This window comes from Leucobacter sp. G161 (assembly GCF_001482305.1).
Lineage (GTDB): Bacteria > Actinomycetota > Actinomycetes > Actinomycetales > Microbacteriaceae > Leucobacter.
Map to the genome: position 1 here is coordinate 16481 of NZ_LOHP01000078.1, position 25934 is coordinate 42414.

The 25934-nt window shown below is 62.8% G+C and carries 27 protein-coding genes and 1 pseudogene; 19 read left to right on the plus strand and 9 right to left on the minus strand.

The window, feature by feature from the left end:
• Positions 1-92: 92 nt before the first annotated feature.
• On the minus strand, positions 93-746 hold the full coding sequence (locus AUL38_RS13335; RefSeq protein WP_059062871.1) for a GntR family transcriptional regulator: 654 nt from the start codon (positions 744-746) through the stop codon (positions 93-95).
• Between the two features lie 56 nt (positions 747-802).
• On the opposite strand from AUL38_RS13335, the gene AUL38_RS13340 reads away from it, so the two are divergent.
• The 4 genes from AUL38_RS13340 to AUL38_RS16935 are packed head-to-tail and all read left to right on the plus strand — an operon-like array spanning position 803 to position 3562.
• Complete coding sequence (locus tag AUL38_RS13340; protein WP_059062872.1) at positions 803-1456, plus strand: ATP-binding cassette domain-containing protein; 654 nt, start codon at positions 803-805, stop codon at positions 1454-1456.
• The gene (locus AUL38_RS13345; RefSeq protein ID WP_235590725.1) at positions 1453-2319 is read left to right on the plus strand and encodes a metal ABC transporter permease; all 867 of its coding nucleotides are present in this window, start codon (positions 1453-1455) and stop codon (positions 2317-2319) included. Before AUL38_RS13340 ends, AUL38_RS13345 begins: the two co-directional genes overlap by 4 nt.
• Positions 2277-3188 (plus strand): metal ABC transporter solute-binding protein, Zn/Mn family, encoded by a 912-nt coding sequence (locus AUL38_RS13350; RefSeq protein ID WP_059062873.1) that lies wholly within the window; start codon positions 2277-2279, stop codon positions 3186-3188. Before AUL38_RS13345 ends, AUL38_RS13350 begins: the two co-directional genes overlap by 43 nt.
• Positions 3188-3562 carry a copper chaperone PCu(A)C gene (locus AUL38_RS16935; protein WP_083506889.1) on the plus strand — a complete coding sequence of 125 codons (375 nt, stop codon included), beginning with the start codon at positions 3188-3190 and terminating at the stop codon, positions 3560-3562. The genes AUL38_RS13350 and AUL38_RS16935 overlap by 1 nt, the downstream gene beginning before the upstream one ends.
• Here AUL38_RS16935 and AUL38_RS13360 read toward each other — a convergent pair.
• Positions 3508-4122 carry a hypothetical protein gene (locus AUL38_RS13360; RefSeq protein ID WP_059062875.1) on the minus strand — a complete coding sequence of 205 codons (615 nt, stop codon included), beginning with the start codon at positions 4120-4122 and terminating at the stop codon, positions 3508-3510. The two genes, AUL38_RS16935 and AUL38_RS13360, sit on opposite strands and share 55 nt — an antisense overlap.
• Positions 4123-4143: 21 nt before the next feature.
• Entirely contained in the window at positions 4144-4332 is a 189-nt protein-coding gene (locus AUL38_RS13365; protein ID WP_059062876.1) for a hypothetical protein, read from the minus strand.
• Positions 4333-4902: 570 nt separating this feature from the next.
• Here AUL38_RS13365 and AUL38_RS13370 point away from each other — a divergent pair.
• The 3 genes from AUL38_RS13370 (at position 4903) to AUL38_RS13380 (ending at position 8008) form a co-directional block, all read left to right on the plus strand.
• A complete protein-coding gene (locus AUL38_RS13370) occupies positions 4903-5493 on the plus strand; it encodes a DUF5134 domain-containing protein (protein ID WP_059062877.1) in 591 nt (196 codons plus the stop codon).
• A 62-nt stretch (positions 5494-5555) separates the two neighbouring features.
• Complete coding sequence (locus AUL38_RS13375) at positions 5556-6290, plus strand: YcnI family protein (protein ID WP_083506891.1); 735 nt, start codon at positions 5556-5558, stop codon at positions 6288-6290.
• The gene (locus tag AUL38_RS13380) at positions 6287-8008 is read left to right on the plus strand and encodes a copper resistance protein CopC (protein ID WP_059062878.1); all 1722 of its coding nucleotides are present in this window, start codon (positions 6287-6289) and stop codon (positions 8006-8008) included. The genes AUL38_RS13375 and AUL38_RS13380 overlap by 4 nt, the downstream gene beginning before the upstream one ends.
• Positions 8009-8041: 33 nt before the next feature.
• Here AUL38_RS13380 and galE read toward each other — a convergent pair whose 3' ends face one another.
• Genes galE through AUL38_RS13395 form a run of 3 tightly spaced genes read right to left on the minus strand, consistent with a single transcriptional unit; the run spans position 8042 to position 11432 of the window.
• Positions 8042-9061, minus strand: a complete 1020-nt coding sequence (gene galE / locus AUL38_RS13385; protein WP_059062879.1) for a UDP-glucose 4-epimerase GalE — start codon at positions 9059-9061, stop codon at positions 8042-8044.
• On the minus strand, positions 9058-10230 hold the full coding sequence (locus tag AUL38_RS17910; protein ID WP_369795322.1) for a glycosyltransferase: 1173 nt from the start codon (positions 10228-10230) through the stop codon (positions 9058-9060). Before AUL38_RS17910 ends, galE begins: the two co-directional genes overlap by 4 nt.
• Positions 10230-11432, minus strand: coding sequence for a lipopolysaccharide biosynthesis protein (locus AUL38_RS13395; RefSeq protein ID WP_059062881.1), 1203 nt, complete (start codon positions 11430-11432; stop codon positions 10230-10232). Before AUL38_RS13395 ends, AUL38_RS17910 begins: the two co-directional genes overlap by 1 nt.
• Positions 11433-11546: 114 nt before the next feature.
• Here AUL38_RS13395 and AUL38_RS13400 point away from each other — a divergent pair, with 114 nt between their 5' ends.
• The 9 genes and pseudogenes from AUL38_RS13400 (at position 11547) to AUL38_RS13440 (ending at position 20115) form a co-directional block, all read left to right on the plus strand.
• Positions 11547-12515: a beta-ketoacyl-ACP synthase III gene (locus AUL38_RS13400; protein ID WP_235590726.1), complete on the plus strand. Its 969-nt coding sequence runs from the start codon at positions 11547-11549 to the stop codon at positions 12513-12515.
• Positions 12512-13525 (plus strand): alpha/beta fold hydrolase, encoded by a 1014-nt coding sequence (locus tag AUL38_RS13405; RefSeq protein WP_059062883.1) that lies wholly within the window; start codon positions 12512-12514, stop codon positions 13523-13525. The genes AUL38_RS13400 and AUL38_RS13405 overlap by 4 nt, the downstream gene beginning before the upstream one ends.
• Positions 13474-14160, plus strand: a pseudogene (locus tag AUL38_RS18000) (AMP-binding protein); the annotation flags it as partial. The gene AUL38_RS13405 and the pseudogene AUL38_RS18000, both read left to right, overlap by 52 nt.
• A gap of 59 nt (positions 14161-14219) precedes the next feature.
• Entirely contained in the window at positions 14220-15053 is an 834-nt protein-coding gene (locus tag AUL38_RS17585) for an AMP-binding protein (RefSeq protein WP_235590727.1), read from the plus strand.
• 2 nt (positions 15054-15055) lie between these two features.
• Positions 15056-16030 carry a hypothetical protein gene (locus AUL38_RS13415; RefSeq protein WP_059062884.1) on the plus strand — a complete coding sequence of 325 codons (975 nt, stop codon included), beginning with the start codon at positions 15056-15058 and terminating at the stop codon, positions 16028-16030.
• A 100-nt stretch (positions 16031-16130) separates the two neighbouring features.
• Positions 16131-16766, plus strand: coding sequence for a copper resistance CopC family protein (locus AUL38_RS13420; protein WP_059062885.1), 636 nt, complete (start codon positions 16131-16133; stop codon positions 16764-16766).
• Entirely contained in the window at positions 16763-17305 is a 543-nt protein-coding gene (locus tag AUL38_RS13425; RefSeq protein WP_059062886.1) for a copper chaperone PCu(A)C, read from the plus strand. Before AUL38_RS13420 ends, AUL38_RS13425 begins: the two co-directional genes overlap by 4 nt.
• Positions 17292-18587, plus strand: a complete 1296-nt coding sequence (locus AUL38_RS13430; protein WP_083506892.1) for a Dyp-type peroxidase — start codon at positions 17292-17294, stop codon at positions 18585-18587. Before AUL38_RS13425 ends, AUL38_RS13430 begins: the two co-directional genes overlap by 14 nt.
• 223 nt (positions 18588-18810) lie before the next feature.
• Positions 18811-20115 carry a UDP-glucose/GDP-mannose dehydrogenase family protein gene (locus AUL38_RS13440; RefSeq protein ID WP_059062888.1) on the plus strand — a complete coding sequence of 435 codons (1305 nt, stop codon included), beginning with the start codon at positions 18811-18813 and terminating at the stop codon, positions 20113-20115.
• On the opposite strand, the gene AUL38_RS17425 is transcribed toward AUL38_RS13440, so the two are convergent.
• From AUL38_RS17425 to AUL38_RS13450, 3 genes are all read right to left on the minus strand, one after another.
• Positions 20112-20249, minus strand: a complete 138-nt coding sequence (locus tag AUL38_RS17425) for a hypothetical protein (protein ID WP_161937442.1) — start codon at positions 20247-20249, stop codon at positions 20112-20114. The genes AUL38_RS13440 and AUL38_RS17425 overlap by 4 nt on opposite strands.
• Before the next feature lie 67 nt (positions 20250-20316).
• A complete protein-coding gene (locus AUL38_RS13445) occupies positions 20317-21093 on the minus strand; it encodes a M56 family metallopeptidase (RefSeq protein WP_059062889.1) in 777 nt (258 codons plus the stop codon).
• A gap of 50 nt (positions 21094-21143) precedes the next feature.
• Positions 21144-21521, minus strand: coding sequence for a BlaI/MecI/CopY family transcriptional regulator (locus AUL38_RS13450; protein WP_059062890.1), 378 nt, complete (start codon positions 21519-21521; stop codon positions 21144-21146).
• Between the two features lie 294 nt (positions 21522-21815).
• On the opposite strand from AUL38_RS13450, the gene AUL38_RS13455 reads away from it, so the two are divergent.
• From AUL38_RS13455 to AUL38_RS13470, 3 genes are all read left to right on the plus strand, one after another.
• Positions 21816-22892, plus strand: a complete 1077-nt coding sequence (locus AUL38_RS13455; protein ID WP_083506902.1) for a site-specific DNA-methyltransferase — start codon at positions 21816-21818, stop codon at positions 22890-22892.
• 702 nt (positions 22893-23594) lie between these two features.
• The gene (locus tag AUL38_RS13465; protein ID WP_153006601.1) at positions 23595-24785 is read left to right on the plus strand and encodes a hypothetical protein; all 1191 of its coding nucleotides are present in this window, start codon (positions 23595-23597) and stop codon (positions 24783-24785) included.
• Positions 24786-25052: 267 nt separating this feature from the next.
• Positions 25053-25934: a bifunctional DNA primase/polymerase gene (locus tag AUL38_RS13470; RefSeq protein WP_059062894.1), complete on the plus strand. Its 882-nt coding sequence runs from the start codon at positions 25053-25055 to the stop codon at positions 25932-25934.

The following is a 25934-nucleotide window of genomic DNA, read 5'->3' on the forward strand; positions in this document are numbered from 1 at the left end:
ACAGAACCGCAGCGCAACTGCGGGATCGGACACTGCCTAAGGCCTCATCTGTCGGACATATTTGCAACAGGGGAGACTGGGACGCGTTAGCGTCAGGTTCCCGCCGTACGGATTATCATTTCACTCGAATGAGCCCTGGTGAGATCCTGCACCGCGTCAGCATCTGCTCGTTGCAGCGCGTGAAGGATCTTTCGATGACTGTCCCATCCTGCGCGGTGAATGTGACCGATCGTGCGTGTGACGATCGCACCCGTTTGGGCGTAGAGGGGTCTGAGCGCGGCTTCGGCGGCGCGTTGATGGATGGCGTCGGCCAGGTGGTCGAGAAGGTTCGCGTGTGCGCGGATCGCGGTCAGTGCGTCCCCGTCGAGCGTTGCGGATAGCCCAGCGTCGAGCGATTCCGCAATGCGGGCGAGGTCGTCATTTGTCCGGTTTCTTGCTGCGTACCTCATCGCCCATGGCTCAAGGTGAAGCCGTCCTTCGAGGATCGGGACCAGGTCGGCGGACTCCTTCTCGGGGAGCACCGTCGCGCCCTTGTTCGGGACGACATCCGCGAGTCCCAGGCGCGCGAGGCTCCGGAATGCTTCTCTGACAGGGACACGGGAGACCTGAAGCCGGTCGGCGATCTCCCCGGCCACCAGGCGTACGCCTGGCCGGTGGGTCCCGTCAATGATCTCCACCGCCAGCACGCTAGCAACACGGTCGGCGCTGTCGGCGGCGCGAAGGCCTCCGCTTGATAAATTGCTCACACACCACACCCTAACGAAGTGAATTCACTTTACTCTACTTCATGTAGAGTAAAGACATGCTTGATTCTTCGGCGCTCGCCGCTGCCCCCGCGCTTTCGGTATCGTCGCTGCGGGTCAACATCTCCGGCGCAACTGTCCTCGGCGGGGTTGATCTGTCGATCCGCGCTGGCGAGCGGGTAGCGGTGCTGGGTATGAACGGTGCCGGGAAAAGCTCTCTGCTGCGGTCACTGCTCGGGCTGATTCCTGCACAGTGGCGGGGGCTCACCATCGAAGGCGTACCGGTGACCAGCCTGGCATCGCATCGACGGGCTCGCCAGCGCGTAGCTTGGGTGCCGCAATCCCCGGCATTCGGAGATTTCCCGGTCACCGCACGCGACCTCTTCGACCTGGCAAATGCCCGCGCGGAAGCGGTAAAGGTGTCTAGACGGCTCGGCGTCGGCGAGCTGGTCGACGTACCTGTCCGGGAGGTCTCCGGCGGGCAGTTGCAGCGGCTGTTGTTGTCGCGCGCGTTCGGTCAAATCACCCGGAGCGGAGGTCTGTTGCTCGCTGACGAGCCGTCAACAGGTTTGGACAGCCGAAGCCTTGGCCTGCTTCACTCGCTCCTCAGCAAGAGCAATGCCGCCGCGCTCGTGGTGACCCATGACGAGCGCCTGCTCTCCGCCTGCCACCGTGTCATCCGTGTGGAATCAGGACAGCTGGTAGACGCGTGATCGGCTGGGAGCAGTTCATCGAAGTGATGGGGATGCCCGCCGTGCAGCGGGCCGCGATTGCCCTTCTGGTCGGGTCGATAGGCCTTCCGCTGGTGGAGGTGATGATCATCGGACTGAACATCGTTCCCGTCCGTTTTGCGATGATGCACGTCGCACTCCTCGGCATCGCTGTCGGTATCGTCACTGGGTTGGACCCGTTGCTATGTGCGCTCGTGGCTTGCGCGATCACCGGTGGCGCACTGACTCCGCTTGCGCGCACCCCTGGCGGGCTATCGGGCGCGACCGGGTTGCTGATGAGCATGGCGATGGCCGCAGCTCTGCTGTTGATCGCGATCTCCGGGATCAACGCCGCTCACACGTTCGGGCTGCTGTGGGGATCAATTCTCGGGGTGAGTATTGGCGACATTGTGCTCGTCTCAGCCCTCGCCATTGCCGTACCTGCACTCCTGATCCGGGGCCGAGGCAGAATAGCGGTGCTCTTCGCCAGCCGAGAACTTGCCGTTGCTGCAGGCATCCGGGTGAACCTGCTCACCGGGGCGATGCTCGTCCTTATCGCGATCGCCATCGCCACGGGAATGCAACTCACCGGGGCGCTCCTCGTTGACGCACTCACCCTGCTTCCAGCCCTTGCCGCAAGGCGTCTCGGACGAACCCTGCGGTCGATCTGCTGGTGGGCGGTCATCATCAGCCTGGTGTCCTCGACGATCGGATTCCTCGTCGCGATTCTCTTCGATTTGCCGCCCGGACCCGTTCTTGTCCTCGTCGCCGGCGCGATTGCGCTGGCGGTCAACCTCACCCCAAAGAAAGGCACCACCCCGTCATGGCAACCCACACCCGAGCCCGCGCCGGTCTCGCACTCCTGACCACAGCCACCCTCGCGCTTCTCGCTGGATGCGCCACCGCACCGGGGGCGAATGGCACCGCTCCGACTCAGGAGGAAAGCGTCACCGTGGTAGCATCCACGACCTGGCAGGGTATGTTCGCTACCGCCGCAGGAGCGGAGAACGTCACCATCATCGTCCCACCCTCCGCGCAGCATGCCGCCGAGTACGACCCGAACCCGAGCGACCTGACGAAGCTCACCGGAGCTGACTTCGTGCTCTACAGCGACTTCGAATCCTTCGTGCCCACGCTCACGGACGCCGCCGACGCGGACGCCGAACTCATCGCCGTGAACGCCGACAACGCCCCCGAGAATGTCATCGCTGAAGTCACCCGTCTCGGCGAGGCGTTCGGCACCACTGAAGAGGCCGAAGCATGGGTTGCTGAGTTCAAGACTGCGCTCGATGAATTCCGTGACGAGATCCTCACCGCTCTCGGCGACCACGCTGATCCTGTAATCGTCTCTCAGGTGTACACCACCTGGCTTGCCGACCTGATCACCGATGACGTGCGCTCCTTCGGCCCCTCACAGCCCACCGTCAGCGAAGTCGCAGACCTCACCGGAGCTGCGCCTCGGCTCGTGCTCGACAACATCCACATGACCAGTGGACGCGTACTGCCCGACTCTGACGCGATCCAGGTCAACGTCGTCAACTATCCAGAGAAAGACCTCGATGTCATTGCTCTCTACCGCCTCAACGTCGACAAGGTTATCGCAGCACTGGGAGGCCACACCGTGGACGAAATCACCGACGGCGGTCACGGGGCTCATGGCGAGAGCGCTCACGGATCACACGGCACTGATAACCAAGACCGCGGCTCCGACAACGACAACGGTCACGACCACTAATGCTCCATCTCGAACACGGATGGGTGAGGGCAGGCCGTGACGACGTCACCGGCTTCTTCGGCACCCTCCACAACAGCAGTGGGTTAGAGATCACCGTTCGCGGCGGGCGCAGCCCCGCCGCGAACGCGGTCGAACTCCACGACATCATCCAACAACACGACGGGCGAAAGCAGATGACCCAGCTCGCAAACGGGATCACTATTCCTGCCCAAGGCAGCATCACACTCGCTCCCGGCGGGCTGCACGGTATGCTCATCGGCCTCGATCACCGCCTCAACGATGGCGAACGGGTGCAGATCGCCTTGGAGACGAACACTGCTCACGTCGAGCTCACCCTGACGGCACGTCGCCGCCCACCGACAACGTCACTCTGAAGCTCAGCGTTCACAAGCCGTGGCGCCACAGAGGCAGAGTGCATCAGCTCCTGCTGCGTATGGCCGAGCCGACCGGCAAGAACCGCCACCAGGAGGTACGCGAAGATGATCACGTCGTAGGTGGCTGATGCCGCCGGGGAGATCCCGAGGTGACCCATCGTCGCGTGCGCGGCGTGGTGGTCGGTTTTGCGCGGAAGCAAGTTCCACAGCAGATGGAAACCCCACGCGGCAACAAACCACCAAGGTGAGGTGAGATAGCCCAGCATCCCGACGAGCATGAGGCCCATGAACACGAGGATCTCGAACCATGCCCCGGAATGCGCATACGTCATCCCCATCCACGCAGTGATCACCACCCACGCCAGGGACTGGGCCTGCGGACGCAACCAGAACAGACCAGCCAGCACAGCGAGCCCTGCCGCGGCGGCCGCGAGCGTAAGCCAGCCCTGTCCGCTGCCGAACCACACCAAGACCACCTGCACTAGCAACAGGACTCCCACCCACACGGCGATCCCCGTCCGCCGCAGGCCTTGCCGCCAGTAGACCGGCTGCGGTGTCACGACAGCCGTGAAGTGACCCCGCTACGTGCGGAAGGCGAGATAGGCGCCAAGGATCAGATCGTAGATGCAACACGCGCAGGGCAGATCCTCCATGTGACCGTGGAGATCCCGCTTCACCAACACATCCCACAAAGGATGCAGCACCCACGCCGCCACCAGAAACCAGGGCGAGACGAACACCCCCAGCAGGCACAGCAGTACGATCACCACAAGGGCTGCGATCTCTTGGTCGCCTTGGCTGAGATACGTCGGAGCGAGCAGCCATGCGGTTAGCGCTGCCCACGCGATCGACTGCGCCTTAGGAGCAAGCCAGATCAGCGCAGCAATGCACAGAAGGCCAAAGGGGCCGCGAGTGGGATCAGCAAGCCGTATTCTGCGATCGTGCCAATCCCATACGACGCACCGATCCCGACCATTGCTACATAACCCGTCAACAGCAACGTTCGTCCTGAACGGGGGTCGATACCGAGTACGGACATGAGGACTCCTTTATCGCGTGGCGCTGGACGCGAGCGATGACGTGCGCATTCTCAGGTCACCACTATCCTAAATACTACATCTTGTAGAGTTAAGTGGGATATCGCTGCCTTTTGCGATGTGAAATCACTGCCTACCTGCATGCGTGAGGAGACGCAATGCCGGGTGGATGCTTGGGTTGGGGGTCACATTCACATGGAGCGAGAGGCGGCCTCATCTCGTGGGGCCTTGTGGGGCGCTTTGACCTCGGGGACTTTCCTTCGTAGCATTGCTACTACATATTGTAGAGATAAGGTGTGTGGCATGCTGTCTGACCCGGTGCTCCAATGGGCGCTGACGCTCACCTTCTCGGCGACCGCCATGTACGCTACCGTGAGACTTCTTGCCGATCGGAAGCTGCTGCCCATCGTCGGCAACGCATTGCACCTGGTGATGGGTCTCGTGATGGTCGCCATGTGCTGGCCCTGGTGGTCCCTCTTACCGGCAATCCCGCAGACACTGTGTTTTTCGGCCGGAGCAGTGTGGTTCGTCGCGATCGCGATCCTCCAAGTGCGACGTCGCATCACTCGGGCCGCCGTCGGCGGACACAGCGCCTGGCATCAAGCAGCACATGCAGTCATGATGCTCGCAATGGTCTGGATGATCCTCGCGATGCCCTCCGGGACCGACGCAACGACACATGCCCACCACCACGGCGGACTTGAACCGTGGGCCGCCGCCTCTGGAGTTGCCATTACCGCAGCGTTGGTGACTTCCGGAGTCATCTTCCTCGTCGAGCTCATCAGCTGCCTGCGCGGACGCACGAACTGGCTCGGGCACACCGGCGATGTCGCTTCCGGGGTGCTCATGAGCTTCGGCATGGCAGCGATGTGCTGGCCGATGATCACCGGCTAACCGCCCTTCACCACAATCAACCTGCCGGCACTATCGGCGGGTCAACCAGAAAGAGAGACACCATGAGCACACGGCACACCAAGAGGCCCCTGCTGATCGGAACCGGAGCCCTCGCGGCCGCTGCTGCATTGATTCTGGGCGGGGCCGCCGCGGCGAACGCGCACGTCAGCATCGCCGAAGGTCCCGTGGAAGCCGGCTCGTACTCGATATTGACCCTCGGGGTTCCGCATGGATGTGATGGGGCCGCGACGACGAAAGTGGCGATCCAGATCCCCGATGGCATCAACGCCGTCACCCCCACCCGCAACAGTCTGTACACCGTCGAGAAGGTAATGGAAGACCTCGACACCCCCATCACCGACAGCCACGGCAACGAAGTCACCGAACGCGTCGCGCAGGTCGTCTACACAGCAACGATACCCCTCCCCGACGGGCAGCGGGACGCGTTCGAACTCTCGCTACAGATCCCCGAAGACGCGGCCGACTCGACGCTATACTTCCCGACTGTGCAGACCTGCGAGCAGGGCGAGACCGCCTGGGTGCAGATCCCCGAAGAGGGCCAGGACGGCCACGATCTGGACACGCCGGCCCCCGGCGTCGACGTCATCGCTGCCAGCGCCACGGGATCGCACGGTCACGGCGACACCACCGACGCCTCCGCTGATGCGCACGAGGATTCGGCATCCGCGACGGCTCCTGCGGATCAGACACCGCTCGTGATCACCTCGCTCGCCGTCGGCAGTATCGGCCTCATCGTCGCGGTCATCGCGCTGCTGAGGGGACGCAAGAAGGCGTGAGCACTCTCATCGCCGGGAAACACTCACCGCGACGCGGCCTCGCCCTGTCCCTCCGTGCGCTCACAGCCCTCCTCCTCGGCGGGCTGCTGACGCTGGCGGGAGCACAGGCGGCGTCCGCACATGCCGAGTTGCTGTCCACGACACCGGAGAACGGTACGGTGCTCGATCAGGCTCCCGCGGAGGCGGTACTGACGTTCAACGAGCCCGTGCAGCTCATCGACGGCAGCATCCGCCTGTTTCCCGGCGATGACGACCCCCTCATCCTCGACGCACACGTCAGCAACACCAGCGTCATCGCGGCTCTCCCCGTCGATGTACCGGACGGAGCCTATGCGCTGAGCTATCGGGTCGTGTCCGCCGATGGTCACCCCATCTCCGGCGCGATCACCTTCACCATCGGAGACACCCCGCAAGAGGGCGCAGCGACTCCCGTCGTGGAAACCGCGACACCTCCAGACACCCAGTTCGCCGTCAGCGCCCTGACGGCACTCCAATACCTCACGCTCTTGGTCTTCGCTGGCCTGATTCTGTTCGAGCGTCTGGTGCTGGGCAGTACCACGCCGCCAGACCTCCGATCCAGGAACATCCTCCGACTGACCGGCATCGCAGCGGCAGCCGCATCACTGCTCCTCATTCCTGTGTCAGCACTCAACGTGACCGGAGAATCACTGCCCGCGGTGGTCAACCCGTCAGCCTGGTGGACTGGTGTCTTCTGGGCCCCAGTGGCTGCGGCCATCATCGTATGCGTGGGGCTCACTGGTGCCGCAGTGTTGTGGACGCGACAGCAGGAGCGCAGAGGGACGCGTCTGCTTGCCGCGCTGCTGCCGCTTCTCGCTCTGGCCGCCCCCGTGCTCGTCGGACACACCCAGCTGATGGAACCGCGAGCTCTGATCATCGCCGCCGACCTCGGGCACCTTCTCGTCGGCTCCTTCTGGACCGGAGGAGTCCTCGGCCTTCTCCTGTTCCTTGCAGCCACTCGAGTTACCAACAACCCGGAGGCAGGCACCGCGCCGGCACTCGCGGTGAAGATCGTGCAAAGATTTTCTCGCGTGGTGGTCTGGAGCGTCGCCCTCCTCGCCGTCAGTGGAACCGTCATGGGCGTCATGATCGTCGGAAGCTTCGACGCACTCATCACCACGAGCTACGGCCTCACCCTCCTGCTCAAGATCGGGATCGTCATCCCCGTCATCGCGATCGCCGCCTACAACAGAACCCGACTCCTCCCACGCATCGCGGCACGACCGACCGCTCGCATGCAATGGAAGACCCTGACGCGAACCCTCAGTTACGAAGCCGCGCTCCTCATCGCGGTCCTGCTCCTCACCGGCTTCCTCACCAATCTCAGTCCCACACATGACAACCACGGCACCTCAAGTGCGAGCACAGCGGCGGCCGCACAGATCGTCACCATCGACGCGGACGCTCAAGGACTCGCACTGCAGGGTGAACTCGAACCAGCACTGATCGGCGAGAACGAGATCACCTTCACCCTCGAATACGATGGCGAACCAGTCGGCCCCGACGAGGTGACTATTCGCACCACTCAACCCGAGCACGACCTCGGGCCATTCCAGTCTGTAGCCGAACTCGATCCTGAAACCGGTGAATACTCCGCGCACCTGGATATGCCCGTCGCGGGTGAATGGGAGATACAGGTACTCGCCCGCGTATCCACCTTCGCTCAGCCGATTGTCACGATACCTATCACAGTCAACTAGTCTCTAGGCAAGCCCCAGCGCTACGGGCGTTCGTCAATCTATGTTGCCGTAGCCCCGAGGGTTCGCCGCTTGCCACCGCCACGCCTCTCGGCATGCTTCCTCGAGCGTTCGTGAGGGGCTCCATTCGAGAAGTGTCTCGGCTCGCGAGGAGTCTGCGACGAGGCGTGCTACGTCGCCGGGTCGCCGGGGCGCCGGATCCCATCGCACTGGGACCCCGGTGGCGCGCGTGAATGCGGCGATCACCTCGAGAACGCTATTTCCCACCCCCGAACCGAGATTGATGATTCGAGTGCCCGATTTCGTGGCGTTGAGGGCGGCAGCGTGGCCATCGGCGATGTCGAGAACGTGAAGGTAGTCGCGAATCGCGGTGCCATCGGGTGTGTCGTAGTCCGTTCCGAACACAGTGAGAACTTCGCGCCTTCCGACGGCAACTTGTGTCAGGAAAGGGAGCAGGTTGTTTGGTGTGCCGCGGGGGTCATCGCCGATGCAGCCACTGGGATGGGCGCCGATCGGGTTGAAGTAGCGAAGGATGGTGGCGTCAAGCTCCGGCCAGGACGCAGACGTATCGCAGATGATCTGCTCGCACATCGCTTTCGACCGCGCATAGGGGCTCATCGCGCCGGTACCGGTGGTGTGGGCTTCGTTGAGGAGTGGCGCGTGCGGTTCGCTGTACACGGTGGCCGACGAGCTGAACACCAGCTTCACGATCCCGCGCCGTTGCATGAGCTCGAGCACCGTCAACAGTGAATCGAGATTCTGCCGAAAGTAGCGGACGGGGTGGAGCATAGATTCTCCAACTGCTTTCACGCCAGCGAGATGAATGACCGCGTCGAAGTCCACGTCGCTGAGTGCCAGTTCGGTAGCGACGGCATCGGTGAGATCCGCGACGACGAGCCGCAGCTGTCGCGCTGCGAGATCCTGCACCCGCCGAATGCCTTCAGCGCTCCCTGAGGAGAGATCATCAACAACAACGACATCTATGCCGTTCCTGAGAAGCACCAACGCAGTGTGGGTTCCGATGTATCCGGCTCCGCCAGCAATGAGGACCTTCACGATTCACCTTCGTTCTGCGTCGACGGTCGCTGACTCCGCGCACCAGGGTCTCTCGCTATTGCGCCCGCTGTCACCTCATCGAATAGCCGTTCGAGAGGGGGTGTACGCACTGCGACATCGAACTGTTCTCGCACTCGCTGCCTTGCGGCCTCGCCCATCGCGACCCGCATGTCTTCGTCTGCGAGGAGTTCGCTTAGTGAGGAAGCAAGCTCCGCGGTGTCGCCTTCCCGCACCAGAACCCCTGTCTCTCCATCGACGACCGCCTCCGGCACACCCCCGTGACGGTAAGCGACAGCGGGGACGCCCGCGAGGGCGGCCTCGAGAAACACCATGCCGAAACCCTCAGCATCACCGTCAGCGGCATACCGCGAAGGGGCGAGCAAGACGCGTGCTCGCGCAAGATGTTGCGCCACTCGCGCCGGCGACAGCGAACCGGTGAAGGTCACCCGGAGGTCGAGTTGCTTCGCAAGCGCTTCAACATCAGCGCGGAGTGGCCCGTCTCCGATCACTTCACAGGTAAGTGCGTGCGCATCGGGTTGAGCGGCGATCGCCTGCAACGCATCGCTCACACCCTTCTTCGGAACCAATCTGCCCAGGAACACCACATCGACCGGGCGAGAGACAGCGACGGCGGGCTCAGTGAGTGGAACGCCGATCGGGAGCACCCGTACTCGTCCCTGTGGAGCACCCCATCTGAGAGCCTCGCCACGGATGAACTCAGAAACAGCAACCACAGCATCGGCGCTGCGGAGCACCCTCCGGGTTCGACAGCGATTGATACAGCCCCGGACACCACGAACGCGCGGGAGCGCCGTGACATCGTATCCATGGACAGTGACGACAAGCGGAATCTCCAAGGCCCGGCATGCGCGGAGGATCATCCACGCGTCCTTCGCGAAGTGCGCATGGACGAGGTCTGGCCGAGTCTGCCTGAGGGCCTCTCGAATACGCATTGAACGCCCCGTAACCGACGCCCAGAAAAGCGCCACGCGATCCCACAGCGAACGAGTGAACACCACCGGCTCCTCCTCGCGAGACAGCGGAGAGCAAACTCGAAGAGAACCAAGCAGCGTGGGCTCCCACCTGACCATCGCATCAAGCTGGTTTCGGATGAACGTTTCAGACCCCGGAAGGGAATCCAACCGCCAAACAGTCACACGCCTCGCCATCACAGGGACCCATCCGTGCGCAGACGACGCAGCAAGATCCACAGCGGTGGAATAGCAGCGATGAGGATCAGAATGTCATGTGTGAGAAACGCCCACCCGACCGCCACGATACCGAGCTGCTTGATCCACAGAGCGACCAGCGCGACGACAACGAGCGACGCCACCAGCTGAACGACCATCGGATATGCAATGCGTCGAGCGACACGGGCGAGCCCACCGTAGAGCATCGCGACCCCTGACACCGCGTGCGCAATCCCCATCAGTACCAGCAGTTCGCTTCCGTGCTCAGCATATTCACTGCCGTACAAGTGCAGCGCAAACGGGCCGACCGCTCCGACCCCGATTCCGCGAGCCAGGCTGACACCACATAACACCAGCGCGAAGGAGCGCACAAGCGCACCAACATCCGCACCGGGCTTCGATGCCGCAGCAACAAAGGGCCCGGTAACCAGGCTCGTCATCATGAGCGAGGCCGCGACAATGGTCCATGCAATGTTGTAATAAGCTGCGTCGTCAACGCCAGCGGCTGTGATGACGATTGTGGGGATCGCGATACCGGGAAGCGCCTGCGCGAGCATCCACCCCAAGGACACCGCACCAAATTGAACGAGCTCAGGCCGCCTCGGAAGAGCCGGATCAATACCTGCACCATTCCAGCGAGAACGGGTGAGCCATAATCCCAGCTCCACCACACCCACCGCAGCCACGGCGGTCACGATCCACGATCCGACCAGCGACATCCCCCCACCTACACCGGCAAGCAGCACGATCGCGCCGAGCTTAGCGACCGCGTGCCCCACGTTTTTCAGTGCCACCCACCGGGCGCGATGCATGCCGATCAGCACGGAATCCAAGAGTGCGAAGGCAGCCAACACCACGACGGCAATCGCGAAGCCCACTCGTTCCCAGGCCGATGCAAACAATGACGTGCCCGGCATCCACCACGCGTAACCGCCGCCGAGCAACAGCGCAAACATTGCGGAACCGGCCAACGCAAAAGCGACCGCGCGTGCGCGCAACCTCCCAGCAGCTGGCAAGAATCTTTCCAAGAGCGGCCCCATACTGAGGTTCGCGATCGATGCGAGCACAGTTCCTGTATTCACTGCTGTCGTTGCTCGGCCCACATCTGCAACCGAGTAGAGCGTTGTGGCCGCAATCCAGAAGACGAGCCCCAGAACCGCCGTTCCCGCGCTCCCGCCCACGAGGAAGATCGAATCTAACGCTACCCGACGGGAGTCGCCCGTTCCTCTTCGACCGAGGGTACGAGGGAAGGAACGGGACACACTCATAGATACTACCTGTTGTAGAGTTATTCTGTGTTGTCTGTTCCCCCCGTGCGCCCAGGATCCGCGATAAGCGGCACCGGTCACGCGCTGCCATCCCGCAGGATGCGAAACTCTGAGCTGGAGGCATCTCTCGACACCGATTACTCCTGGATCGTGACACGAACAGGGATACGCGAGCGCCGCATCCTCGCCGACGAATCGCTCCTCGACCTCGCAACCCGTGCTGCTGAACATGCACTTGAAGATGCTGGCGTCCCGGCTTCTGATGTGAACTTGGTTGTGGTCGCGACAATGACCGCTCAGGACCGCTGCCCGTCGTTCGCTGCGCAACTGGGGGCGCGGCTTGGTACGACTGCCCCTGCGGTGTTCGACGTGAACGCGGCATGCGCCGGGTTCTCGCAGGCGCTCGCAGTCGCCGACCATGCGATCAGATGCGGCGCAGCAGAGCACGCACTGGTCGTAGGCGCGGATGCGATGAGCGAGGTTCTCGACTGGCAGGATCGCAGCACTGCGGTGCTGATGGCTGACGGGGCCGGGGCCGTAGTGCTTTCTGCCTCTGAGCGTCCCGGTGTTGGTCCGGTGGCGTGGGGGTCAGACCCTGATCTTGTGCAGGCCATCACGATCGCTGCACCGGATCACCTCTTTCGGCAGCAAGGACAAACGGTATTTCGCTGGGCGATCACCCGTGCCCAGCATGCTGCTCGTGATGCACTCGAACAGGCCGGCATTACGGCCTCAGACCTTGCCGGGTTCATTCCGCACCAGGCGAACTTGCGCATCATCACTGCTCTCGCAAGCCAGCTCTCGATTCCTCTTGAGGTGACTGCGCAAGAGGTCTCCGAGTTGGGCAACTCTTCTGCAGCGACGATTCCTGTCGCGTTATCTCGTATGCTCGCGCGAGGAGCGATTGGGGACGGTCCAGTCTTGTTGCTCGGGTTCGGTGGCGGGTTTTCCTACTCGGGACAAGTCGTGATCCTCAACAGGAGGGGCCGTTCATGAACGAGGAAATCGTCCTTGCGGCCACGCCGCTTGAAGAAGTGCTCGCCGATGCGTGGGGCACGGTGCTAGGAGTTGAACCGATCAGCAGACATGATCGCTTTGCGGAGCTCGGCGGGACTTCGCTCGCTGCGGAGAAGGTACTGGTGCTCCTGCGCCGCCGTCTGGCGGTCGATCTCGGGGCGGAGATCCTCGTGGGCAAGCCGACACTCGCCGAAATCGGCGCACGCATAGAAACCGCACAGCGAATCCGTTTCACCCGTCACACGCCCGCGCATCGGAGGCTGACGAACCCCGAATCTGCGACTTCCACGGTGCACTGCTTCGCGGGCGCGGGAGCGGGAAGCGTGAGCTTCCTCGGCCTCGCGTCCATGGCTGACCCGGGCTGCACCGTCATCGCCTACCAGGCGCACGGTCTCGAATCGAGAGCGGTTCCCTCCTGGACTGTTCGCGCGCACGCACGTCGCCATCTCAAGACCCTGCTACGCGAACAGCCCGAGGGGCCTTACACGCTTCTTGGCCATTCATTCGGTGGCCATATCGCCACGGACGTTGCACAGCTCTTGACTGACCAAGGGAAAACGGTTGAGCGACTGCTGCTCCTCGATACCGTGTTGAAAGGCATCGACGCCGCCTCCGTGGCTGACTACCGCCAAGCAAGCGGTACTGCTTCGCCACCACCGCTGAGCCAGCGACTGCTCACCCACCTCCGCGTCGCCACTGCCGGAGTTGTCCGCTACTCACCTCCAGTTCAGCAGGCAACATTCTGGGAACAAGGCATCCGTGTCCAGAACCGTCACCAACCCGCACCGCTCCCACCATACGCAAGGGTCCTCGTATCCGATGAGAACGCCGAACAGGCCGAACGATGGACCAGTGGTCTCGCAATTCCGGAGCAAGTGCAGCGCATCTCGGGCACCCATTTGAGCGTGCTCAGCAACCCCGCCGCATTGGCGCAGGTATGGTCCGCGCTCGCTCCCGCACAACCATCGCCAAACAAGGACATGCCGTGATCTTCCACCCCAATCTCACCACCCTCAACCATACGATCGCGTTCCACGCGCGGCAGACTCCTGAGCATGCGGCGATCCTCACCCCGACAGGCGCCACCGTCACCTACGGGGAGCTCCACCACCGCAGCACACGCCTCGCCGGCGCGCTCCGCTCCGCAGGCATTCGTCCCGGCGACCGCATCGTCTGCCTCGGGCGCGAGACCCCGAGCTACTGGGAACTCCTCTTCGCCGCCTCCGCCACCGGGGCAGTGCTCGTCCCCATCAACCCCGCCCTGTCTGCCGCAGAAGTGGAACATATTGTGGACGACGCAGACGCAGCACTCGTGTTCATCGACCACGACCACTCCCTCGCAGGGCTAACCGGCCGCACCGAGATCATCACAGACCTCCCGAGCTTCACCGCCTGGAGAGACTCCGGATCCGACGCCGCGCCGTTCGAGGCGCATCCGGATACGCCGATCGCGCAGCTCTACACCAGCGGTACCACTGGCCTCCCTAAAGGCGTCGTGCTCGGACATCGCAGCTTCACTGCAATCCGCGACGCACTGGGCAACGCGAACCTCGACTGGATCGATTGGCGTGATGGCGATGTCGCGATGATCGGCATCCCCGGATTCCACGTTGGGGGGCTCTGGTACGCCACTCAAGCGTTCCACGCTGGGGCGACGGTTTTCAGCATGCCGGAGTCGACGCAGTGGCCGCGCGCACCGCCATCCGTTCCCTGGGCATCACCACCGCGATCGCCGTGCCCGCGATGCTGCGACAGATCCTCGACGCACCTGGGAGTCTCAGCGACTTCACGACGCTCCGCAAGATCATCTATGGTGGTGCCCCCATCACCGAGTCGCTGCTCCGCCGCGCTGCCCGCGATTTCGGCGCGGACTTCGCACAGATCTACGGCCTCACCGAAACCGGCAACACCGCGATCTGTCTCCCGCCCGACCAACACGGCCCGGACTCCACGAGGCTACGAGCAGCAGGTCGCCCCTACCCCGGAGTAGAAGTGCGCATCACCGACGAGGATGGCACCCCGGTGCCTCAAGGAGAAGTCGGGGAAGTGTGGCTGCGCACCCCCGCAGCGATGCTCGAATACTGGAACCTCCCCGAAACGACCGCCGACACGCTCATCGACGGGTGGATTCGTACCGGAGATGCCGGCCGACTGGATGCCGAGGGATACCTGTTCATCGAAGACCGCGTCAAAGACATGATCCTCGTCGCCGGCGAAAACGTCTTCCCCGCAGAAGTCGAAAACGCAATTGCCGGACACCCAGCGGTAAACGATGTCGCCGTCATCGGTGTACCGGATGATGCTTCAGGGGAAGCCGTACTCGCCTACATCGTTCCCCACGAAACGATACCCACGAGTCGGGATCTGGCACTATTCCTGCGGGACCGGCTTGCTGCGTTCAAACGACCGACCCAGTATCTCTTCGTTGACAAGATTCCACGAAACCCGAGCGGGAAGATCCTGCGCCGCACGCTGCGCGAACAGCACTGGCTGGACCGTGACCGGCAGGTGAACTAAGCATGCGAATACGCGGAGTCATAGCCGCAGTAGCGCTCGCGCTGCTCGGAACGGGCACCCTTGCTCAGGCGACGACTCTTTCCACACAGACTCAGCAGAACTCGGGGCCGTGGTCGGTGCAGATCGCCGAGAGCGAGGCAACACTCGGCCCATTCGTCGCGGTAGAAGCATTCTCTGGCGCACGTGACAGCCTCACCGCAGACGTTGAGAACACCTCCGCAGACGTGATCTCACTATCGGTCAGCTCCGTCGCGCTGTCCGCTCCGCAGGGCACGCTCGAGTACCGCGAGGCGGATTCGCCTCTCGAGCCAAGTAACTGGGTGAGAAGAGCCGACGCAGACGGCCCAATTGAAGTGCAAGCCGGAGCATCGGGCAGCATTCCATTAGTGATCAGCGTTCCCAACACTGCCCACGATGGAGACTACCCGCTTGGTCTTGTCGTCACCGACACAATCAGTGGCAGAAGCCTCAGCATCCCACTCCTGCTCAGAATTCCGGGCGAAGACCGACTCACACAGCTCGAGGCCACCAGCACGTTGTCACTCGACGGAGTGAACACCTGGCCGCTGACGCCGATACGTAGCGAGTCACGCTACGAGCTTCGCAATACCGGAACCACTGTCGTCACTGGCGCACTCGAGGTCGACGTCACCACCTTGGTCTCTCACTCGTCACAGACAACAGTTCTCGAAGACGTGGTGGTTCTCCCCGGCGATACCCTTTCTGGTACCTCCCTCGAGGCGGTACGAGTCATTGGCGTCGCAGCGCCGTCACTGCGTTTCATCGCAGACCGGTGGGAGAGCACCGGGAAGGTTCCCGTGGGCGGATGGGAACAACGCTTCGTCGGCGATACCACCCCAGCTATCCCGCTGCTGGCGCTAGGCACCTTCGCCATCGTTGTTCTCGGGGTCGGGGTGGTCTGGACATTCATCAAACGACGCGCGAACCATCATGCGCAACCCGCTTCGGACGCGTGACCAGCGGAGACCTTGCCGATTCTGGTGATCTCGGCTGGATTCGTGCTCCTCCGAGCGGTTGAGCATCAAATTTAGAACTACATGTTGTAGAGTAGTTGCGATGTCTCACCAAACCGTCGCCCATCGGCCTGTTGCCGCACTCCTTGGGGTACTCAGCTTGATCACGTGGCTGATCCTCGCCCCGGGGGTACCCGCCTATGCGCATGATCAGGTGACGAACCAGACACCTACCGCAGGAGCGCATTTCGACACGTCGCCTGACGAAGTCGCATTAACGTTCACTGCCGAGCCCCTTCCTGTCGGCGCGATCATCATGGTCGTCGACGCGGAAGGCGATTCGTGGGAAGAAGGCGAACCAACATTCTCCGGCTTCACTGCGACGCAGCAGCTGAAGAGCCCGCTGCCCGACGGCAACTATCAGGTGCGCTGGCGGATCGTTTCGAGCGACGGGCATCCGATTAGTGAGAGCTTCTTGTTCTCGGTCGGCGATGTCTCCGACGCGGCGCCCATCCCGGAGCCTGCATCTGCAGACGCTCCGGTGTCTGCAGCCGACAACGCCAACCAGGGCGAATTCTCGCTCGACGGCACAAGCGACGATGACACCTCAGGCGATTCCGGGCCAGTGCGGACTGCGTTGCTCGCAGGGGCGGGGTCGCTCGCCGCGCTGGTGTTGTTTGCCTTGGCCCGTGTCGTATTCATCCGGTCTTCTCGACGATCGAAAGGAACCACATCATGAAATCCGCCTCCTTCTCGAGGGTCACCGCAAGCTTCGCGCTGGCCGGTGCGCTCGCACTCGGCGCGGTTGGATGCAGCACGACTCCCGCGAGTACCGAGTCCGGCGCTCCTTCAGCGTCGTCGGAGAGCGCGTCCCAGGAACAGTCCTCGACGATCAGCATCAAGGACGCGTGGGTCAAGGCCGCCGAATCGGGCATGTCCGCAGCTTTCGGAGTTCTTGTCAATGACAGCGGCGAAGATATCCGGGTGGTGTCGGCCACGTCTGATGCCTCGCCCATCATGGAGCTACATGAGACCGTCGAGAATGCGGACGGGAACATGGTGATGCGGGAGAAAGATGGTGGCTTCGTCATCCCAGCGAACTCGGAGTACGTGCTGCAACCGGGCGCGAACCATCTGATGCTCATGGACATTGTCGATCCCGTACTCGCTGGCAACACTGTGGCCTTCGCTCTCGAGCTCGAGGATGGGTCAGTGTTCGAGTTCGAAGCCCCCGCAAAGGACTACACCGGCGCGAACGAGACGTATGTCGACGAGTAAGCAGGAAGACGTGGCTCCCACTGGCGGGACGGGAGCAGATTCCGTGGATGAGCCGGCGTCGGGGCTCTCGCGGCGTCGGCTCTTGTTCGGTGGAGTGGCGGCCGCCGCAGGAGCGGTCGCGGTCGTGGGTTCAGATAGATTTGTTGCCGGCCGAGAAGCCGCGGCACGGGCTGAAGCGCTCGAGGATGCGGAGCAGCTACGAGGCGGCGAGACCATCCCGTTCTATGGCGTCCATCAGGCGGGGATCGAGATGGTGCCACAGGCTCACCAATCCCTGGTGGCCGTAACACTGCGGGAGGGAATCACCCGCGAAGACGTGCGGCGCATGCTCATGATCCTCACCGAGGATGCAGCCAGACTCACGCAGGGCACATACGCGTTGGCGGATTCGGAACCCGAGCTTTCTCTGCGGCCCGCTCGGCTCACCATCACCTTCGGATTCGGTCGACGCCTTGTAGATACCGTGAACCCCGCGGCTCGGCCCGACTGGCTCGACAGCATCCCGGCGTTGAAGCTCGACCAGCTCCGAGAAGAGTGGAACGACGGTGATCTGCTGCTGCAGATCGCCTCCGATGATCCACTGACGGTGGCTCATGCCCAGCGCATGCTCCTTAAAGACACACGCACTTTCGGGTCACTGCGGTGGGTGCAGCAGGGGTTCCGACGAGCCTATGGTTCAGAGAAGCCCGGCCGGACCCAGCGGAATCTTCTCGGTCAGCTCGACGGCACCGTCAACATGTCACCAGGGAGTGACGACTTCGCGGGCGTTGTATGGAAAGGGCCCGTCGCAAACCCCGCCTGGCTTGACGGCGGAACGGGCTTCGTCGTGAGACGCATCGAGATGCTGCTGGACAAGTGGGATCGACTCGACCGCAGCGGACGTGAGCAAGCGGTCGGCCGCCGGATGGACTCCGGGGCACCACTGACCGGAACGAAAGAGCACGACGAACCTGATTTCGAAGCTCGTACTCCGATCGGGTTCCCCGTCATCGCAGAATTCGCGCACATCCGACGGGCTCGCTCAGCAGACCCTCACGAGCGGATGTTCCGTCGCGCCTACAACTACGACCAGCTCCCCACAGGAGATGAGATCTCCAACTCCGGGCTCATCTTCACCGCCTACCAATACAACGTTGCAACGCAGTTCACACCCGTGCAGCGACGCCTCGACGAACTCGACCTCCTCAACGAATGGATCGTGCACATCGGCTCTGCCGTGTTCGCCATACCGCCCGGATGCAAAGAAGATCAGTTCATCGGTCACACCCTCTTTGAAGCGTGACAGTGTGGCCCATTCTCTCTACCCTCACAACGCTGTTCGCGGGCATGGTCCTGATCCTGTGGATCGGTCTGAGCGGTCCTGCGAGGCGAGAAGACGACGAGCCTCCCACGGTCCGTGAGGAACTTGAGGATCTCTTCTACAGCGCGAAACGACTGTGGAAGCGCTTCGTAAGAAGCCCCGTCAAAATCGCGAAGCGAGACGCAAGGTCTCAGGAAGAGAACGAATGAGAATATCTGTCATCGGCCTCGGGCGCCTCGGCCTTGTCCACGCCGCCGCCCTCGCTTCGCTCGGACACACGGTCGTCGGAGTCGAAGCGAACACGCAACGTGTCCGCAAGATTCTTGATGGCACACACGAGATGCACGAGCCTGGTCTCGTGGAGCTTGTGCGTACAGCGCTCACAGATGGCACACTCGATGTCACCGGCGAACCGAGCGCCGCGCGGGGCGCAAGCGCCCACTTCCTCACCGTAGGCACGCCCGAACTCGCCCCTAACGAGGGCTTCGACCCCAGCTACCTCGAAAACGCGTTGCGTTCCCTCGTGCCCTCATTGCAGCCGGGTGATCTCGTTATAGGTAAGAGCACAGTCCCTCCTGGCACAGCAGCGGCACTCGCTGCTCAGCTTCACAGAGAGAGTCCCGGTGCTGAACTCGCTTGGAACCCCGAGTTCCTCGCAGAAGGTACTGCAGTGAGAGACACCCTCGCGCCCCATCGACTCATCTACGGTGTGAGCAGCCTGGAAGCCGCTCGCCTGCTCGATGAGGTCTATGCACCGATCCTCGACAGAGGAACTCAACGGGTCATCACGGATCTCGCGACCGCCGAACTCGTGAAGCTCGCCACCAACGCGTTCCTCGCCACCAAAATCTCCTTCATCAACACCATTGCGCAACTCGCCGCCACCAGTGGCGCCGATGCCCTCCAGACGGCGCAGATTCTCGGCGCGGACCCCAGGATCGGCGCCTCCCACTTGAACCCCGGCCTGGGATACGGTGGCGGCTGTCTCCCGAAAGATACTCGCGGGCTCGCGCACTACGCTCAGCGTGCAGGCGCTATTGAGGCAGCCCAGTTCTTCACTCAAGTCGACACAATCAACGCCGCACAGAGGCAGCACATCGCCGAGTGGGTTATCGCACAGCTCTCTGGACACCAGGACTCGCAGGTCGCGATCCTCGGAGCGAGTTTCAAAGCCGAGACGGACGATATACGCGAGTCACCCTCGATCGCTCTCGCACACGCACTCATGAGCGCCGGACTGCGCGTGCGCATCGCGGATCCTGTAGTGACCGCGTCACGCGGAGAGGACAGTCGGCTTGAGTTCGTGCGAACAGCCGAGGAGGCAATGCGGGAGGCCGACGTGACGCTAGTGGCGACGGCTTGGCCGGAATATCGGCGCCTGAACCCAGCAGCACTCCTCCCCATGGTCCGACGCCCGCTTATCGTTGATACCCGGCATTGCCTCGACTCAGAAGACTGGCGCAATGCCAGTTGGGACTACCGGAGCATGTTCAATCTTTCGCTGCACTAGAACTCGTTCAGCAGGAGAGTTTCAGCGTCGTCGAGCGTCGCGTTCATGCAGGCTCCTGGCGAACTGCGAAGCACGGGCTGGCAGCGGCTCCACTGAGCCCGTGTCCATCCGTCGACGGTGTTGTTTGTCGTCACTCGGTGACGACCTTTTTGCATCCGGCCCCGCAAACGCCGACCGAACGAGGATAGCGGGTTGCGAGAACTACGGAAGAACTGTCGCTGCAATAGCCTTCGGAAGCCGCCGACGGGATGCAGATGGCCACCGCTTACTCGTCAAACGTGTCGCACGAAGCCGCATCCCCGCATCTCCATCGCTTTCTGCGAGCAGCATGAGCGCATTCGCAAGGTTCGCGGCCCCGGCCTGACGCGCCGCCGCATCATCAGCTGCGAGTTCAACGAGGAGCTTTGTTGCACGATGCAAAGCCCGGCCCGGACGGAGACGGCCGAGGCAAAAGGCGTTGACGGCGGCAATGCGAAGCGCCCACCCGTGATGGTGGCGTAGGTGCGCATATTCATGCGCGAGCACTGCACTCAACTGCGCCTGAGAAAGCAGATCCTCCACCGCTGAGGAGATGAATATCTCGGGACGCCTGCCGGGAACAGCAAACGCGACCGCTTCGTCAGAGTCGAACCTTACAAGAGTGAACCCCTGCCGCGCTTCACGAGACCTTGCTACCGGAGCCAAGACTTTCAGGGCTTCTCGCCGCGCCTCAACAATCGGCTCGGACGATACGGAAACCATGGTTGCTACCGCTCCGAACACGCCGAGTCCGAGCCAAGCGACCACAGTAAGCAGAAGGGACTCGGTTCCACCCACATAATCCGGCGCAGAAACTGCACCGATCACACTGATCGCAAGACCAACCAGAACAAGTGCCACGCCGGCAAAGAGAGCCCCAAACCAAGCGGTGAGAGCAGTCCGTGGATGCAGGAGCTGCCAACGTCCGATGGTCAGGACCAGCGGGGCAAGCAGCGACATGATCAGTGCGCTACCGAAGCAGGCATGAACTATCCAGAGCACGAGCAGAGCTAGCGCTTATTGCGAGGTGTAACGAAAGCGGAACTCAGAAAAGCCACATCGTCTTCGTCAAGATTGCCAGCGAATGCCAGCAGTGCGGCACGCCGATCTCCCGCGCTACCAAGCGCAGACAACATCGTCTGGCTCGCATGCTCCTCATCCGATCGAGCAGGGAAGAACTTCACCTTCCGCGGAGAGCTCCCAGAGCGAACGACCTCGCCCTTCTTCTCCAGTCGTGTAAGCACTGTCATCAAGGTCGTATACGCCGGCACCTGACCCGAGAACAGATCCTGCAGTTCCCGGGCACCAATCGGTTGGGGTTGTGCACGCAGTAACCGCATGATCTCTTGCTCGAGTTCGCCTCGTTCCCGAGTTACTCCACCAGTCATTACTAACCTCCTCGGACAACTCTACAAGATGTGGCAAGTTCGGCGCTGTCTCTTGTCCAGCTAGAGGAGGCCCTCGTTGATTGCCGATCGTGTGTGGAGGAATGAGAGCACTGGGAATCGGCGAAGCCAGACCGACTCCTGGTGGCTGGTTCGAGTGAGGCGAGCGCGGGTGGTTTGAATCTGACGGCGGGGTTCTGTCGCGGTGGAACCCTCGGTGTGGCCCGTACCTGCTGGGTGATCCTGTTCGTCGCAGACGAAGGCGGACAGGCCCCGAACAGCAGGGAGCCACCAGCCATGCCAGACCCCACACCGCCGCCCGCGCCGAGGCTCGCCGAACTCCCCGCCCCGGTCATCGCCAAGGCGCGGGCTACCGTGTACCTCGGTGACGCCGTCGAACTCCTCCCGCTCCTCCCAGAGTCGAGCATCGACGCTCTGGTCACCGACCCGCCCTACGGGTTGAGCTTCAACGGCAATTCCTGGGACGACGCATCCGGATTCCGCGAATCCCTCCCACACATGGAGACGTCTGCAATGACTGCACCGGAAGTGTTCGAAGCGTGGTGCACGGCGTGGGCTGCAGGAGCATTGCACGCGCTGAAGCCTGGCGCGTATGTTGCAGCGTTCGGTGGTGCACGCACATGGCATCGCATGGTGCGCGGAATCGAGAATGCAGGGTTCGAGATCCGTGACCAGATCGCATGGCTGCACACCACCGGGATGCCCAAGAGCATGGACCTCGCGCACGCAATCGACAAACACCACGGTGCACACCGCACCGACCGCATCGTGCAGACCACCGACCATGACGGAGTGCTCGGCGCAACCCGCACCGTCCTATCTAAAGGCACCCCGGTCACCGACGACGCCAAGCTGTGGGACGGATGGGGCACCGCTCTACGACCTGCATTCGAACCGATCATCATCGCCCGGAAACCGCTCGAAGGAACAGTCATCCGCAACGTGCTCGAGCATGGCGTCGGCGGGCTCAACATCGAGGGGGCAAGGTTCACAGATGACCGGTGGCCGACGAATGTCGTTTTCGATCAGGAGCAGGCCGATGCGCTCGACATGTTGACGGGCACCTGGCAGGTCGAATCGCTGTCACGGAAGTTCCCGATCTTCCGTTTCGATCACAAACCAGGTCGTGAAGAGCGGCCCCGCGCGTTCGGGGTCTCACATTCAACCGTGAAACCGCTGGCGCTCATGCGTTGGCTGATCACGCTCGTTACCCCTCCGCGAGGGTTGGTGCTTGAGCCGTTCGCCGGTTCCGGGACGACGTTGCAGGCCGCCGTTGAAGCCCACTACGGGGTGGTCGGTGTGGAGAAGGATCCGTCATTCATTCCGTTGATTCGTTCACGGCTGGAGGTCTAGCGCTGATCTCTCCGCACCTATCCCGTAGCTCTCGCGCATGAAGGTCGCGAGCTCTCGCTTGGAAGGACTCCACCATGACCTCTGAACCTGCCGATAGAAGCCAGCCGCCCCTGCCGCGTTCGTTATGGCTAGGGGTGATCGTATGGTCAGACGACCCGGAAGTTGAGCCAACAGTGATCGCAGATCGAAGCCCAGTTTCGCTAGCGCGGACGATGGCGGTGACGATCCACGAGATGCTTGAGGACTCCGACGCGTATGCGGGTGCAACGGATTTCTTACAGTCGAATCCGCCGCCCCAAGACTGGGTGGAGCCCCGTGATGTCGACGACTGGCTGGAAGCACTGCGCGAAGCGACACCGCACCCGTCGTCTCGTTCCACCAGGTCCCCCTGGCTGGCGGAGCGGACGGAACGAACCACGGCTTCGTGAATCGGTACCTCGAGCAGGACCTCCGTGAACGAGAGCAAGCGCTGACTGAGGAGTCCTCCTTACGAAACAGCGAAGCGCCAGCCACGATGCCGCTCGAGCGGTGACCCGGTCTCGGCTTGTCGTTATCGCGCGTGTTCTTGACTTCACCGCGCATTCCTGCCGTAACAGGGGGCTTTTCACCGGTTCACATGCCTACCAATAGAACGCGGCACTGCCGCCGCTGTTCGTGTTCATTTCGCTACCCGTCTACTCATTCGTGAAGGAGTCTGCCGTCATGCCCGAAGATCATTCATTACCGCCAACCGAACCCGAGCTACTGGGCGAGCATCCAGAGCATCATCCGGGTGCTGGGTGGGAGGCGTTCGAGGGGTCCGGGGTTCCGGAGATCGTCGCGCGCATGTTCCCACCCGAACCCCGCCAAGACGCGTTCACTCTGCAAGATGGCGGCCGAGACGTTGACAGGTTTGAGGATGCGCATGAGCAGTGGCGCGAGACTTGCCTGCACTTGGCTCATTCGGCAGCCCGTCTGCCCGAGCTCTTGGAGCGGCTGGAGGAACTCGAACAGGCCCATCAGCAACGCTCGAAGGTCGTGGATGCGGAGCGGGTGCGGGACGCGGTGATCGATCTGCTGGAGCGGGATCCGCTGCCGGTGGAACCGGTCAAAGACGACTATCTCGTCACGGTCGCCCCTGCGTATGAGGGCGAGTACAACGATATGCAGTACCGGTGGGATCACTCGCAATGGCGCAGCGACTTCATCGCTACGGCCCTGCGCCGAGACCACGCGCTTCGAGGGGTGCTTAGTGAGGGTGGGCTGCGCACCTCGTATCTGCCGGAGCAGTTCTCCCGCACGTGGACACCGGCCGACCTCGCCGTCATCCACACCCTCCGTGGGCTGGTCGATAGCGGCGACTCCGGGCTGCGTGTGGTGCCGCTGGACCGGCGGGAGCGTGACCAGTTGGAGGCGATGCTCAACGCGGCTGACCCGGATGTTCGAGTGCTAGATCCCGATGATCCTGTAGACGGTGAGCTGTTCGCGGGCCGCGCGTCGGAGGCGCACGACTGGATGCCCGCGGGCGTGTACGAGGCAACCGGGATCGACGGGGAAGGTGAGTTCCGGCTCGTCGTCGGCCCCGTACCCGGCGAGGATGGGGCGACGGCGGCTGCGGCGTTCCCAGCAGCAGAGCACGACAGCACGGCAATGAATCAGATCGCCTGGATCCTCGAACACCACACCGAGCACGAACCCCTGACCGAGGTGCTGTACTGGGTGAACGAGCACGTCACCGCTACCGGGCGCACAGGCGCGCTGCCACCCGATCTGGGAGGGGTGGAGCCTGCGTCGCGGCTTGAGCGTGGGGTGCTGATCGGGGACCTCCTTGCTGAACATGAACAGCAGTTGGACAGCGAGCGCGAGGGGCCACAGCGGCCGGCTCCTGGACGTGAGATCGAACGCGATCTGTAGCACCACCTGCTGTTTTTGTGGCGGAGGTGAGGGTGGGCGTGTTTGACGATTCGACGCATCTTCTTGACGATTTGACGCATCTCTCACGAAAACTCTCGACGGCCACGGTTCGGGCCGGGTAGTGGTTGATGGGACTAGGGAATGCTCGAGAGCGGACTCTGCACCCCAGGGTGATGACGCACTGTTGCCGCCGCACCTTCCGCATGACACCGCACGCTGAGCATCGATGACTGCTCGCGCTGTGTCACCAAAGGAGGTGCCCGACCGATGACCGACCCCACACCCAGACTCCTTCCCACCCGACTGCCACTGCGCTTGGCATACGCGGCAGCCGCGAATGCCGCAGCCGGGGTGGCGGTGTTCCCGTGCGTGCCAGGCGGGAAGCGACCCCTCACCGAGCACGGGTTCCACGACGCCACCACGGATCTCGAACAAGTGGGTGCGTGGTGGCGGAATCATCCGGAGGCAAACATCGGGATCCCCACCGGCGTCGGTATCGATGTCCTCGATGTCGACGTGCACGCCACAGGCTCCGGCTTTCCCGTCCTGCGGACGCTGCGTCGGGAGAACCTCGTCGATGGATGGGACGCTGTGGTGCGTTCGCCGTCGGGTGGCCTGCATCTCTACTACCCGAGCAACCCCGAGCGCGCGGCGAGATCGTGGTCGCGTGGCCGAGCACATGTCGACTTCCGTGGCACCGGCGGCTACATCATCGCCCCACCGTCCGTGGTCAACACTGAACACGGACCGCGGCGTTACGAGATCATCGCCCGCGGCAGAAACCCACGCCCAGTCGACTCGGCAGCGGTACGGGATCTTCTCACCCCGACCCCAGCGCAACGAACCAGGCCGAGCTCTGACAGGCCGGACCGTGATGGTTCGGTGGAGGGGCTCGTAGCGTGGGTGGGGACGCTGACGGAGGGGAATCGGAATGCGGGCCTGTTCTGGGCTGCGTGCCGTCTCGCCGAGAGCGGACTGAGCGATGGCGACTCGTATGCGTTGCTCGAGCCCGCCGCCACCCGCACCGGGCTTGAAGCGCGGGAGATCGCAATAACTATCCAGTCCGCACACCGCACCACCGCGCTGAATCTGGATGCGGCCGTAGCTGAGCCGATAGTGGGGCGCTCGTTTGCCGGGATGAGGCGGTAA